General features: G+C 40.6%; 12 protein-coding genes. 5 read left to right on the top strand and 7 right to left on the bottom strand.

Translation table 11 applies throughout. The annotated features are described in order from the left end of the window. Positions 1–134 precede the first annotated feature (134 nt). Positions 135–1,865 (bottom strand): diflavin flavoprotein, encoded by a 1,731-nt coding sequence (locus RMY63_RS00405; protein ID WP_322726789.1) that lies wholly within the window; start codon positions 1,863–1,865, stop codon positions 135–137. 220 nt (positions 1,866–2,085) lie between these two features. Here RMY63_RS00405 and RMY63_RS00410 point away from each other — a divergent pair, with 220 nt between their 5' ends. Together RMY63_RS00410 and RMY63_RS00415 are read left to right on the top strand one after the other, a co-directional pair. After that, positions 2,086–3,045 (top strand): 1-aminocyclopropane-1-carboxylate deaminase/D-cysteine desulfhydrase, encoded by a 960-nt coding sequence (locus RMY63_RS00410; protein WP_322726790.1) that lies wholly within the window; start codon positions 2,086–2,088, stop codon positions 3,043–3,045. A gap of 108 nt (positions 3,046–3,153) precedes the next feature. Next, positions 3,154–4,935 carry a GmrSD restriction endonuclease domain-containing protein gene (locus tag RMY63_RS00415; protein WP_322726791.1) on the top strand — a complete coding sequence of 594 codons (1,782 nt, stop codon included), beginning with the start codon at positions 3,154–3,156 and terminating at the stop codon, positions 4,933–4,935. Between the two features lie 42 nt (positions 4,936–4,977). Here RMY63_RS00415 and RMY63_RS00420 read toward each other — a convergent pair whose 3' ends face one another. The 3 genes from RMY63_RS00420 to bcp all read right to left on the bottom strand — a co-directional run bounded on the left by RMY63_RS00420 (position 4,978) and on the right by bcp (position 7,354). Beyond that, the gene (locus RMY63_RS00420) at positions 4,978–6,135 is read right to left on the bottom strand and encodes an IscS subfamily cysteine desulfurase (protein WP_322726792.1); all 1,158 of its coding nucleotides are present in this window, start codon (positions 6,133–6,135) and stop codon (positions 4,978–4,980) included. A gap of 5 nt (positions 6,136–6,140) precedes the next feature. Next, a complete protein-coding gene (locus RMY63_RS00425; protein WP_322727033.1) occupies positions 6,141–6,767 on the bottom strand; it encodes a type I restriction endonuclease in 627 nt (208 codons plus the stop codon). Positions 6,768–6,874: 107 nt separating this feature from the next. Next, positions 6,875–7,354, bottom strand: coding sequence for a thioredoxin-dependent thiol peroxidase (gene bcp / locus RMY63_RS00430; RefSeq protein WP_322726793.1), 480 nt, complete (start codon positions 7,352–7,354; stop codon positions 6,875–6,877). A 112-nt stretch (positions 7,355–7,466) separates the two neighbouring features. On the opposite strand from bcp, the gene RMY63_RS00435 reads away from it, so the two are divergent. The 3 genes from RMY63_RS00435 to RMY63_RS00445 all read left to right on the top strand — a co-directional run bounded on the left by RMY63_RS00435 (position 7,467) and on the right by RMY63_RS00445 (position 9,721). Beyond that, positions 7,467–8,363 carry an FAD-binding domain-containing protein gene (locus tag RMY63_RS00435; protein ID WP_322726794.1) on the top strand — a complete coding sequence of 299 codons (897 nt, stop codon included), beginning with the start codon at positions 7,467–7,469 and terminating at the stop codon, positions 8,361–8,363. Between the two features lie 66 nt (positions 8,364–8,429). Next, positions 8,430–8,858 (top strand): hypothetical protein, encoded by a 429-nt coding sequence (locus tag RMY63_RS00440; RefSeq protein WP_322726795.1) that lies wholly within the window; start codon positions 8,430–8,432, stop codon positions 8,856–8,858. 542 nt (positions 8,859–9,400) lie between these two features. Next, positions 9,401–9,721 carry a hypothetical protein gene (locus RMY63_RS00445; protein ID WP_322726796.1) on the top strand — a complete coding sequence of 107 codons (321 nt, stop codon included), beginning with the start codon at positions 9,401–9,403 and terminating at the stop codon, positions 9,719–9,721. A gap of 115 nt (positions 9,722–9,836) precedes the next feature. On the opposite strand, the gene RMY63_RS00450 is transcribed toward RMY63_RS00445, so the two are convergent. The 3 genes from RMY63_RS00450 to RMY63_RS00460 form a co-directional block, all read right to left on the bottom strand. Continuing rightward, complete coding sequence (locus RMY63_RS00450; RefSeq protein WP_322726797.1) at positions 9,837–10,160, bottom strand: DUF2103 domain-containing protein; 324 nt, start codon at positions 10,158–10,160, stop codon at positions 9,837–9,839. An 11-nt stretch (positions 10,161–10,171) separates the two neighbouring features. Beyond that, on the bottom strand, positions 10,172–10,498 hold the full coding sequence (clpS, locus tag RMY63_RS00455) for an ATP-dependent Clp protease adapter ClpS (protein ID WP_322726798.1): 327 nt from the start codon (positions 10,496–10,498) through the stop codon (positions 10,172–10,174). 268 nt (positions 10,499–10,766) lie between these two features. After that, positions 10,767–12,821, bottom strand: coding sequence for an FAD-dependent oxidoreductase (locus tag RMY63_RS00460; RefSeq protein WP_322726799.1), 2,055 nt, complete (start codon positions 12,819–12,821; stop codon positions 10,767–10,769). Between the last annotated feature and the right edge of the window lie 218 nt (positions 12,822–13,039).

Consider the following 13,039-nt stretch of genomic DNA (forward strand, 5'->3'; position numbering starts at 1 on the left):
GGGGGAGATGGGGGAGATGAGGGAGATGAGGGAGATGGGGGAGCAGAGGAACAGGAGGAAGAATAATAAAATTACCTCTTTCCCTCTGCTTCTTCCCAATGACAAATGACCAATGACAAATGACAAATGACCATTTAATAATGATTGCCCATTTTGCGGTGATGGGCGGCTGTAAGTGCATGTAGGTTGGCAACTCTTCCAGTTTGGACTGTGCTATAAATTACCCAATGATCTCCACAGTCCATGCGGCTAGTAATTTCACATTCCATGTAAGCTAAAGCTTCAGCTAAAACGGGCGATTCATTTTTCGCTGGATATGTTTTCACTCCGGCAAATCTATCTGCACCAGGAGCAAAACGTTTCAGGAAGTGTTTCATTAATCCTTGATATTTGCCTTCTTCTAAAACATTTAAAACGAAGCGATCGCCAACGTGCATCAAGGATTCAATTGCCCGATCTTTGGATACTGCGATCGCTACTCCCAAAGGCTCAAGACTCGCTTGTGTCACCCATGAAGCAAACATTGCACTCTGAATTTCTCCTTTTTTGGCGGTGATAATATACAATCCTGTACTAATCCGCCCTAAAGCTTTTTCTAGCTCAGTATTGATAGATTTGATTTGTTTAATGGTGCGATCGCGGGTCAACCATTGACCCATATCTGTCCCCGCTTCATCACAAAGTTGTTCCGTTGCTTGGGTAGGAATTTCCTTAACTAAGATAGGAGGAAAAGCTTCAGTTAATCCCAGTTCTTGAAATTTATTACGTAAAGGATAAACGGGTTCATCTTCTCCACCTCCCGACTCTAATAAACCAATTGCCTGCTTCTTGTGAACAGCAGCTAAAATCGTACTTAAAGCAGCTTGAGCCATCACTGAAGATTGGGCTGGCATTGCAATTACTAAACCAGAAGATTGTGTAACTAATTCTCGAACTTCTTGAGGTTCAGCACTATTGAGGTCTACCAATTCTACTGCTACGCCTGTTTTCGCGCACCCATGTGCTATGGTACGGACTAAATGCTCGCTATGCCCGTAATCTTCAACATAAAATAGAGCCACTAATGTCTCTGTTTTTGCTTGTTCTAAACTCCAGTTTTGATACCGTCCGAGCCATTCGGAGATATAGTCTTGTAATAAAGGGCCATGTCCCGTAGCAACTGTTCTTATTTCTAACTTTTCAATCCGCTTTAAAGCTGCCAAGACAGACCGAGCATTGGGGCCCATGAGACAATCATAGTAATAGTGAAAATCTTCCTCTATTGAAGTAATATTTTCATCATAAGTGTGGTCATCACAGTAATGCATCCCAAACACATCACAGGTGTAGAGAGTGCAAGTTTTGTGGTCATAAGTCAAGATTGTGTCAGGCCAGTGTAAGTTAGGTGCAGAGATAAATTCTAATTCGTGTCCGTTGCCTAAATCTAATCGCTCTCCACTTTTCACCTGCATTGATTTAAAAGGCTGGTGAACCATATTTTCTAAAAATTGAATAGCTACCTTTGCACCAACAACAGTAATTGAGGGAGCTAATTGCAAAATATCTTTCACTAAGCCACTGTGGTCTGGTTCTGTGTGGCTAATAATCAAGTAATCTATCTTAGTTGGATCGATTAATCCCGTCACTACCTCAAGATATAATTGCTCAAACTTGCGGTGAGATGTGTCAACTAAGGCAATTTTCTCTCCTTGAATTAAGAAAGAATTATAGGTTGTACCATTCCGTAAACCAAACTCGATGTCAAAACGTTCTCTATCCCAATCGAGACAACGGATAGCTGTCGTTTGAGGGGCAATTTCAACAGTTTGAATCGTCAAACGTCCTGGGCTGGGAGTAACTTGAGTAAGCTGTGTGAGTGCAACCATTTCTTTTCTCCAAAAAGAATATTATCTGGAGTGAGTGTTATGTTTCTTATATTTACCTGAAACACTCAATTAGTAAAATGCCAATTTCTAAAGCTAATCATTAGAAAGATTTATTCATCATTTTGATTGATTTACCATTGAATTACTCAATGTTTATCATTACTTTTATGTTCAATAATGAACGTGAGAGAATGCAAATTCTAAGTTAGAATGTTTACGCATGTCGTTAACCTTTCTTCCTCCTCCTCTACAACAAATCAACAGCGAAATCGCCCGTTACGCAGGTGTTGATCTGTATGTGCTGCGCCTCGATCTCATGCATCCGTTGGTTAACGGCAACAAGTGGTTTAAGCTAAAATACAATCTTTTGGAAGCTAAGGAGAAAAATTTCACAACGCTGCTTACTTTTGGCGGCGCTTATTCCAATCACATCTATGCAACTGCGGCGGCTGGTAATCTTTTCGGTTTTCGTACCATTGGTGTAATTCGTGGCGAGGAGAGGCTACCGTTGAATCCTACGCTGAGTTTTGCTGTACAACAGGGTATGCAGCTTGTGTACCTGAACCGTGAGATGTATCGACAGCGCAACACACCAACACTACAGGAATATCTGCGACAACGTTTCGGTGAGGTGTTTATCATTCCCGAAGGTGGGAGTAATTTAAATGGTGTGCGCGGTTGCACAGAGATAATTGATCATGCGATGCCTACGGCTGGCTACGCCTACGCATTTAATCATATATGCGTAGCCTGCGGTACAGCTACCACAATAGCAGGTATTGCGCTTTCGTTACATGAAGACCAAAGAGCGATCGCTTTTCCAGTATTGAAAAATGGGGCATTTCTCGCACAAGAAATCGAAAGTTTATTGACAAATTACCTCACCTCTGATTTACCCATACCATATAGTTCTCCCGCTTCCTGGGAATTGGTATGTGATTACCACTTTGGCGGTTATGCAAAGGTGAACAACGAGTTAATACTGTTTAGCCAACAGTTCACACAGGAACATGACGTACCCCTCGATTACGTATATACCGCCAAAATGTTTTACGGAGTGATGGATTTACTAAAGCAGAGATTTTTTTGTAAAGGCGATCGCTTGTTGCTAGTACACACAGGCGGCTTACAGGGCAACGTGGGCATGGAAGAAAAGTTGCAGAGATTTTCTAAAATCTGAGTTGCCACTTAATTAAATATCAGTTAACCTTGTATGGAATTTTACTCAAATGATTAAAATTTACACACCAATCTTGATATTTACTCAAAGTTAAGTAAGGTTAATTCAATGTTTACATACGCTGATCGCATTAAGCCAGATGGTTTTAGTATTACTACCTATTTAGATAATCTCCTAGCTAAAAGGTATCAAATTCCAACTTTTCAAAGAGATGTGGTCTGGGAGAAAGAGAATGTTAAAAAACTCTGGGATAGTATTTATAAATTTTACCCTTTAGGAAGTATTCTAATTTGGAAAACTAGCACAAAATTAGAAAGTCATAGACAAATAGGAGGGATCAAATTTGCTGATGATTTTCACTCTAATGAATACCAATATATTTTAGATGGGCAACAAAGAACGACTGCTCTTTTAACATCAATATATGGAGGAAAGATTGAGAAAAAGGAGAACTTTGATCCAACACTATATATAGACTTGACAGTTGAATTCACTGATATAACAGATGATACAAGTTACACAAAGCGATTTTTATTTTGGGATGACATCGATGATAATGGTGGTCAAATAAAAGCAAATAGTGGCAAGAAAAAACGTTACGAAGAAAAACTCATTGTTAGTTTAAGAGATATTATTAAAAGCCCTGGAGAAATAGAAAGAAATCTTCACAAAAATGGATATGGTGACTTTGAAAATCCCTATATGCAACAATTAAGAAGGATTAGGGAAGCCTTATATAGTTATCAAATTTCCTTCATTGAATTACGAGGTATTGAAGTTGCAGAAGTATGTCAAATATTTGAGCGGATTAATCAAGCTGGTAAACCCTTAGATATCTTTGACATTGTGGTTGCTAAGACTTTTCGGATTGAGGACAAAAAGAATAATATTCCTGGGTTTTACCTTCGGGATTTAATTAATCATTTTAGAGAGTCTATTGCTACCAGTCAATATACGAGGGTTGATGATTGGACATTACTCCAGATGTTAGCTGTAGTAGTAAAACTTGAATTTCCCAATGCAGGGATACAAAATATTACTGACAGGTATCTGAATGAGCTAAAAACAGAGCATATTGAAGCTGTCTGGTCTAATTTTAAAATAGCAGTTGCGAAAACTTTTGATTTTTTTGATAATATTTTGCATATTAAGGGTGGAAGATTAATTCCTTACCGATATTTATACCTGACTATCACAGCATATTTTTATCGGAATGATAAACCAGATTATAGTTTTCTAGGTAAGTATTTTTGGTATTATAGTTTTCATAATGCAGACTTACTAACAAACACTACTCACCTCTGGCAACATATAGAGTTTGTTAATCACCAAAAGGCTAATAGTACTTATTCATTCAATCAATTTGATATTGATAAAAATTCGCTCAGAAAATCTTTCTACAGTTATAGAGGTCGCTTATCCAGAGCGATACTATCACTTTATGCAAATCACAAACCGCAAGATTGGGCAAAACCTCATAGAGATGTTTTGTCTGATGTTTATTATCTGCTAACAGATAAGCCTAACCTGCACCATATATTTCCAGTTAACTTTATTAGGCAGAGTGGCATTGCTAGTCAAATAGAATCTGATAGCTTGATGAATATAGCCTATCTGTCTCAAATAACTAATTTGAAAATTAGCGATAAAAATCCATTACATTATCTAAAAGAATATGACGAGCCAGGTTTAGAGACAGTCCTACGCTCTCATCTTATACCTACAATCATTCTTGAATGGTCAAGAGGGGATGCACTTCCAGAAAATGCCCTAACTATTTTTATCGAAGAAAGGGTAAACCTCTTATTAGAAGCTTTGAGGCTGAAGTTAGACGGGATTGAATTTAATGTTTTTGATATGGGCGATCGCACAGATAATATCTCTTCCTAAATATAGGATTGCACAAAAAAGAGGCTCTGCTGGCTTTCATGCTTACCGCTTATTTTGTAAACTTTGAATGGTAGCGATCGCATGTTTCGCCACAATATCAATCTCTTCTTCTGTATTAAACCTGCCAATACCAAACCGCACCGAGGCATAAGCTAGCTGTTGGGTGTGTCCCAGTGCTGTAAGAACATGGGAAGGTGCAGTAGTTGCTGACGAGCAAGCAGATCCAGAAGAAACTGCCATTACTGGCTGTAATCCTAGCAAAAGTGCGGCTCCATCCACTCCTTCAACACTGATATTCAAGTTTCCCGCCAATCGCTGTTGAGGATGTCCGTTGAGATGAATTCCTTTAACTTGCGATAGCTGTTCCCATAATCTTTGTCTTAACTGGGTGAGGCGTTGGGTTTCTGTCTCTTGTTCAGCCAAAGCAATTTCTACAGCTTTGCCAAAGCCGATAATTTGCGGTGTATACAATGTACCAGAACGCATTCCTCGCTCATGTCCGCCACCGTGCTGCTGGGGAGCCAGTTGTACTCTGGGATCACGTCTGCGGACGTACAGCGCTCCAATGCCTTTGGGCCCATATACTTTATGTGCTGTTAGCGACATCAAGTCAACTTTCATCGCTTGCACATCTAACGGAATTTTACCAATAGCTTGGGCGGCATCGGTGTGGAATAAAATTTGGTGTTCATGGCACATTTCCCCAATTTCTGCTAAAGGCTGTAACACGCCAATTTCATTATTTGCAGCCATCACCGATACTAAAATTGTCTCAGGACGAAAAGCTTTTTTTAACTCAGTTAAATCAATCAATCCATCTATTTGGACAGGGAGAATAGTAATTTCAAAACCGAGACTTTTTAAATAATTACAAGGATCGATGACTGCACTATGTTCAGTGGCAACAGTAATAATATGCTGACCTTTTTTAAAATAAGCTTCCGCAACACCTTTTATAGCTAAATTATTTGCTTCTGTTGCCCCACTCGTAAACACAATTTCTTCTGGTGTGGCGTTGATTGCTGCTGCTAAAATTTCTCGCGTTTGTTTAACAGCAGCTTCTGCTTCCCAACCATAAACATGACTAATACTTGCTGGGTTGCCAAAGTTTTCTGTGAAGTAAGGAATCATTGCTGCTAATACCCGTTCATCTACGGGTGTAGTAGCGTGGGAATCAAGGTATATAGGACGAATAGACATAATTATTAACTCAAAATTTGACTTAATTTTTTTAATACACTTAAAACCTGATACAGTTCACTTTCTCGTTTCAAAAGTGTAAATTGGTCAGATATAGCATACTTTTGCTGATTTTCTTTAGCAAGTTTAAGAAAAATAAAATTACTACCATTAGTAACTAATCCAAACACAGGTTTATCTGGATTAGGATTGCCCAACATATAAGCCAGTGCTTGGGGTATGCCTTCTAAAAGGGAAAAGCTAGCCCTTTTAGATTCAACTACTAACAACCACAATTTTTCTTGAATAACTAGAACATCAATGCGCCCTTTGATAATTTCTTCTTCATCCTCCAAAGCAATTTCTATAGATTCTTCAGTACTGATAAAAAATGGCTCTCGATAGAATCCTGCCAAATCTAATAAAGGAGACAACACTATCATTTTGACTGCATTTTCTAAGATCGGTGGGTGTTTTATCAATCTCATAAAATTAGTTTTAACCCTGTCTAGATATTGCTTTTCTATATCTGTGATTTCTGGGAGAGTGTCAAACCACTCTGTAAAAAAATCTTCATTTTCAGCTTGTTTCAGACCAAACTTTGCTTCTAAATCAGCAAGGCTGACATTATGCACTTGGATGACTTGAACCATAATATTATTCAACTGGATATACTACTATCTAACAGTTTGAGTTGTTACTTCGATGATAACGTTACTGGTTTCTATATCGATTTGACCAATTTGACTCACTTGGGATTTTACGTGGTTGCTAATTCCTGTAATTTAGTTAAAACTGCCTGAGCATGACCTTTAGTTTTTACATTAGGCCAAGTATAGGCAATAATTCTATCAGGTGAAATTAGAAAAGTTGATCGAGTAACACCCATATATTCTTTGCCCATAAATTTTTTCAATCGCCAAGCGCCGTAGGCTTCGATTAAAAAATGTTCTGGGTCGCTTAAAAGGGTGATTGACAAGTTATGTTTGCTGATAAATTTACAATGAGACTTCCCCAAATCTGGACTTACACCTAAGATTTTTGCTCCCAGTGTGCTGAAGTCTTGATACAATTCGGTGAAGTCTTTCGCTTCGGTGGTACAACCAGGGGTGTCATCTTTGGGGTAGAAGTAGAGGACAACCCACTGACTGCTGAGGTCGTCGAGAGTAACTGCATTGCCATTTTGGTCAAGTGTGGAGAAATCTGGCGCTGGTTGTCCAATTTGGGGAATGTTGCTCATGATAATGTGTGAGAAATTGTCTAGGCGTAGCTCGTCGTAGATATCGCTTTAGAATTGTACAGTACATATATTGAGCGATGCCTACGCACGTAACCATTCATATTTGCTGATAATGCCTAAAGATATGCAACGCCAATTTACCAACCGCGATGAGTTGGTAGCTTACCTGCGCGAACAATTCCCAGGTGCAGCAGAACGCGATGACCACATCAGCGAAACTCTGGGGGGACGGAAAGCGGCACAAACAGCGCTGCAAAAAATTGACCCAGTTCGCTACGCTCAAACACGTAATTTCTTCGCAGGTGCGGTCACGCGTCTTTCTCCTTATATCCGCTATGGGGTTTTGAGTTTGCGAGAAATTCGAGATTACGTCCTTGACCAAGTACAAAACCAAGATGAAGCTACGAAACTAATTAACGAGTTAGGTTGGCGCGACTATTGGCAACGATTGTATATAAAGTTAGGGGATGAAATTTGGCAAGACCAGGAAGAGTACAAAACTGGTTATACTGTGGGCGAATATGCACCCGAATTGCCGCAAGATATCAGAGAAGGAACTACAGACAGAGTTTGCATTGACAGTTTCAGTCGTGATTTGAGAGAAACTGGCTATTTACATAACCATGCACGAATGTGGCTAGCGGCTTATATTGTCCATTGGCGGCGTATTCGTTGGCAAGCAGGAGCCAAATGGTTTCTCGAACATCTTTTAGATGGAGATCCTGCTAGTAATAATATGTCATGGCAGTGGGTTGCTAGCACTTTTAGTCAGAAACCGTATTTTTTTAACCGCGAGAACTTAGAACGCTATACCAAAAGCATTTATTGTCAGAAATGTCCCCTTTACGGTCATTGTGATTTTGAAGGCAGCTATGAAGAATTAGAACAGCGACTTTTTCCCAAAGGCGAATTTAGCAAACAACCTAATAGCCAAAGTTGGCAACGTGGAAAGAAAGGGAAGGGGAGCAGGAGGAGTAGGGGAGGACAAGGGGGACAAGGAAGAGAATAATAACTCTTGTACAGACGCGATTAATCGCGTCTCTACTCTTGACTAATGACTAATGACTAATGACTAATGACTAAACCAATTGTTTGGGTACATGGAGATTGCCTCAGTCCAAATAATCCCACATTGCAAAAATACCCTGATGCCCCAGCTATCTGGGTATGGGACGAGGCGTTGATAGAGGAATGGCAATTGAGTCTTAAACGTCTGACTTTTATCTACGAATGTTTGCTAGAGTTACCTGTTGTTATTCGTCGTGGTAATGTGGCACAAGAAATTTTAGCTTTTGCTCAAGAACATGATGCCAATTTAGTTGTCACAGCCGATAGTCCCAGTCCCCGGTTTAATGATATCTGTAATCAAATGCAGCGTTCTATAGTATTGGAAGTGTTACAGGTAGAACCATTTTTTGACTATGACGGCTATATTGACTTGAAACGGTTCTCGCGCTATTGGAAAGTGGCTCAAAATTATCTTTATCAAAAGCCCTCACCATAAATCCCTCTCCCAAATTGGGAGTTGACACCAATGAGCAATACTGTGTCCCTACGATAGATGTGGTTTTTCTAGCCCCCCATACTTTGTATTTTGCGTCAATGGGTAAATCCGATAAGTAAGATTAACTCATAAGTTAATTACAACAAGTGCTGCAATCATTTAAACGTTTCTTATACATAGAGGAGAAATTGTTGCAAAGTATTAAGCATTTCCAGCAATTGTTTATATATTTCTAGGAAATACTTAAACCTTTCTTATACATGGAGGAGCAATTGTTGCAAAGTATTAAGCATTTCCAGCAATTGGTTATATATTTCTGGTAAATACTTAAACCTTTCTTATACATGGAGGAGCAATTGTTGCAAACGCTTCAATTTTGGCAACTAGTCTTGCAGGTTAATGGAGTTACGAGTGCTGAGTTGCAAGTGAGATTTTTCACTCAGCAGTATTGAATCTATTGAGGTTTGTAAATAATTTGTATATCTGCAAGGAATATTCCTTTAGACTGAGTTTCAACTTAAAAAATGTGGGGATAAACACAAATGCATTCGTTAAATATATTTTGTCACGAATTTGTAGTTGCTGTTTCCTTTGTAGCTTGCATTATTGGACTGTTGTTACTGTGGAATAGTAAGGAACAAACAAATGAAATGGAAGAAACAGAGCGGATTCTGTTTAGGATGAGCTTTAGTTACTGGCTAGTTTACTGTGTAGCTTTTGGCATAGAAAAAATAGTTTTACCCGATTGGGAATCTGTAGTCATGACTTTGAAAATAACTACGGCTCTGTCATATTTCTTAACTTTTTCTTGTATTCTTAGTCTGCCGCTACACAAATTTGCAGTACATCGGGTTGAGGAATAGTTATTGGGCATAGGGCATTGGGCAAAACAGTTCCGAGTTCCCAGTCCTGAGTAAAGAAGCAAGATTCCCAACTCAGCACTCATAACTCAGCACTCTTGAGGGGCATTGGGCATGATTAACATCTCATGGCGATCGCTAATGCAGTTTCTAGTTGATCCTGGGACAAAGTTGTTAAAATAAAGACTTCTTGTACCGTTTTCCCCTGCCGTGCAATGACTTTATAGCCGCCGCGAATGGGTACTGAAACGCGTAGTTGCATTTTTGGACAGTGACCCTTTGACCGCCCAATCACCCCTGGTGTCACAGTTTGGATACCATCTTGCTGACAAAGACGTTCTAAAATGGGGATAAGACCAGAAAGATGTGTTGAGTGATTCCAAACCAGTCTGGCAGCTTTTTGTGAAGCCGTGCGGAGGGGATCTACGGAGGGTTTGCCCATAATAATTAAGCTTAAGCTGCTTCTAGAGGTGCCATTGTCAAACCTGCTCGGCGCAGTTGCTGGTGATAGAGTTCCGCAGGTTCTTGGGGCCCGACCCAGACGATCGCTTGACCTTCATAGTGTACCTGATTAGTTAAATCCCACGCGCGATCGCCACTCATCCCCGGAATATATTTCATCAAACATTCAGCCACGTGTTGGAATGTATTAAAATCATCGTTTAATACAATCACTTTGTAATTCGGATAAGTCTTACGGATAACTTGATTAGACCGTTCAGGAGCTATAGTTGGTGCTGTGGACATCCCGTAAACATCTGCTGAAAGTGTCATAACCATAAAAAAATTAGTCAAGATAATTTTACAAAACTACACTATTGTCATTAGTCATTAGTCATTAGTCATTTGTCCTTTGTCCTTTGTCTTTAATCAATGACCAATGATATCGTGTCTGGCTAAAGACTTATGATTTAGACCGCAGTTCTTGCTGGGGGCAGGGGAAAGAGGCTTTTGGGATTTTTGCATAGATTTGGTAATCATAAGTTGTTAACCGCACTCGATATAACTAATGCCCCATGCCCAATGCCCCATGCCCCATGCCCAGTCCCTATTTCCAATTATCCCAGTTTTCGTTAAAAATAGATGTATCTGGGAAAGCAGTGGGGTTGCCATTTTGTTGCAAAAGCCGTTTGAGTGCTTCTAGTTGTGGCTCTTGTTTAGGTAAGTTATCAACTAGTTGGTAAGGTGCGATCGCATTTTTGAGTGCAAAACTAGCAACTGTTCCCGCAGCTGCGCCAGCCGACCATTCAAAGGAATGTACTCGATAGGCAGCAGCAGCAATGTGACTAGTCGCAATACTTTTACCACCTACGAGCAAATTATCAATTTTCTGAGGAATCATCGCCCTCAAAGCAATTTGAAAGGGATAGGCAAGACCCGCACCACGTCTTTCGCCGGGACGTTCTGTGTTACCAGGGGCTTCTGGGGGACTATTCACCATGCAAGGATGGAAATCTATGGCGTAGTGACCAATACCCACAGCATCGGGAAAGATGGTAGAACGAGTCCGTCGCATTGCTTTGTCTGGTGGAACTTTACCGTCAATTACTGATATTGCTTCTAAACCTGCAACTGCTGCTCGTAGCCGACGATACATATCTGCTGGCAGAGTCTTTGAGTAATACTCATCATTATAATCTCGGCGGGAAATATCAATTTCGCCAATACTAAAGCCTTCAGATTGCCCCCAACTGGGGCGGCCAATGATCCGCCGTCCTTCTCGCATATAGGGATATTTTGATAAACCATGCGCTGTCCCCATTGGCGAATTTAAACCGGAAACAAAGCGGTTATTAGGTTGCTGCTGCTTGACACCATCCCCTAGTTGAGAATCTGTAGTCCCAGCTACCAACCAGTAATAGAAAGAGAGAGCATTTTCCTCAGCCTTGCGGAGGGTTTCTGTGCGCAGTCCTCCCATCCACCCTCCTGGCTCTAACTCTCCAGTCGCTTGTAACTGTTGGCGGGTATAAATTAGGTTATCCTGGGCTGTTCCGGGGCGGTAGTCGTTACCCCAAGTCCAGTTTTGCATCGAGATATCCCCTGGTGTAGCCGCAGTAAAACTTACACCGCCGAATTTTGCTGGTTTGCCTTTGTTTGGACTCCAAATGCGACGATAGGTAAAAACTAAATCAAAGTTAGCCAGTCGCTTCAATTCATAGCTGAAATATGGCGCATATTCTGGATAAAATGCAGGCATTGTCTGCGGTTGCGGTTCCTTAGTGGCCTCCATTGCAAAGGTGTAGGTAAAGCCTTGAGGGCAATAAGGGTCGTTGTTGGCGCTGGAAGCAGAAGGTTCTAGGTAGGAACGGGCATCAATACCTAATCGGTAAGGGACATCAGCAAGGGCGATAATTTCTCCAGTTTCGCTAGCGTCTACGACATACCATTTAGGAGCATCCTCTTTCGTTGCTTTGGGGATGAAACGGACAATAGTTTTAGTAAACCGAGATGAATTTTCGTAGCGATAAGCATCTTCAATGCTTTGAGATAACGTAAAAGTATTGAGAGGTGGTGCGCCTTTTGGTGGTTGATGTTGAATTGCGATCGCACTATTAATTATTTTGCCATCAGCAGCGATTTCCAAATCCTTAATTACTGTGTTGGGAAACCATTGCAATTTCCCTTTGCCCTGCTTTTCGGCATCTTTAAGCATCCGGGTCAAAATAGTGTGAGCATCGCGGGGAAGAAAACAAGATTCACTTACCCAGCAGTCACCGGGGTTAAGCTTACCGTATTTACGCCCAATCCGGTTTCGCAATTCTAAATAGCCGCGAGAATAGAATTTCAGAGCTCGTTGAGTTGGACGTTCATCTAACGCAGATGTCCCTTGAGCAGAAATTTGTCCTCCCAGCCAGTCAGTAATTTCTGTCAGACAAACTGTTCGCCCTGCTAGCAACCCCTCATAAGCTGTGGCTACACCAGAAAGTCCACCACCCACAACTAAAATCTCGCAATTTACACTTTTGTCTGGGGTTCTCGGTGGTGCGGCGTTCGCCTTTGGCGTTGGCGAAGCCATCGCCTGATCAAATACAACTAAGCTAGATATTAAATTGAGACCAATCAACGATGTCAAGCTAAAAGCTACTTTGTGTTTATGCTTCATAGTAAAAAAAACCACTCCAAATCTTGTGTCACCTTGTAGACGTTAGCATTTAAGAAATGTCTAACTCAAAAAATTTTCCAGAGCAAGAGACACGATAAATCGCCGTCTCTACTTTTTGATGATTTATGAAAAAAAGTTAGGTTTAAAACCTTGCCGCTCGTGGGCGAAAGAATCCTTGTATCACGAGGCAGGCTGAAACCTCACCCCTTGTGGGTGGC

It is taken from the genome of Nostoc sp. ChiQUE01b, assembly GCF_034531255.1.
GTDB lineage: Bacteria > Cyanobacteriota > Cyanobacteriia > Cyanobacteriales > Nostocaceae > Nostoc.

Coding starts and splice junctions, on each gene's coding strand:
- RMY63_RS00435 (WP_322726794.1), top strand. CDS start 7,467: ATGCCTAAAGATATGCAACGCCAATTTACCAACCGCGATGAGTTGGTA.
- RMY63_RS00445 (WP_322726796.1), top strand. CDS start 9,401: ATGCATTCGTTAAATATATTTTGTCACGAATTTGTAGTTGCTGTTTCC.
- RMY63_RS00415 (WP_322726791.1), top strand. CDS start 3,154: ATGTTTACATACGCTGATCGCATTAAGCCAGATGGTTTTAGTATTACT.
- RMY63_RS00410 (WP_322726790.1), top strand. CDS start 2,086: ATGTCGTTAACCTTTCTTCCTCCTCCTCTACAACAAATCAACAGCGAA.
- RMY63_RS00420 (WP_322726792.1), bottom strand. CDS start 6,135: ATGTCTATTCGTCCTATATACCTTGATTCCCACGCTACTACACCCGTA.
- RMY63_RS00440 (WP_322726795.1), top strand. CDS start 8,430: ATGACTAAACCAATTGTTTGGGTACATGGAGATTGCCTCAGTCCAAAT.
- RMY63_RS00460 (WP_322726799.1), bottom strand. CDS start 12,821: ATGAAGCATAAACACAAAGTAGCTTTTAGCTTGACATCGTTGATTGGT.
- RMY63_RS00405 (WP_322726789.1), bottom strand. CDS start 1,865: ATGGTTGCACTCACACAGCTTACTCAAGTTACTCCCAGCCCAGGACGT.
- clpS (WP_322726798.1), bottom strand. CDS start 10,498: ATGGTTATGACACTTTCAGCAGATGTTTACGGGATGTCCACAGCACCA.
- RMY63_RS00425 (WP_322727033.1), bottom strand. CDS start 6,767: ATGGTTCAAGTCATCCAAGTGCATAATGTCAGCCTTGCTGATTTAGAA.
- bcp (WP_322726793.1), bottom strand. CDS start 7,354: ATGAGCAACATTCCCCAAATTGGACAACCAGCGCCAGATTTCTCCACA.
- RMY63_RS00450 (WP_322726797.1), bottom strand. CDS start 10,160: ATGGGCAAACCCTCCGTAGATCCCCTCCGCACGGCTTCACAAAAAGCT.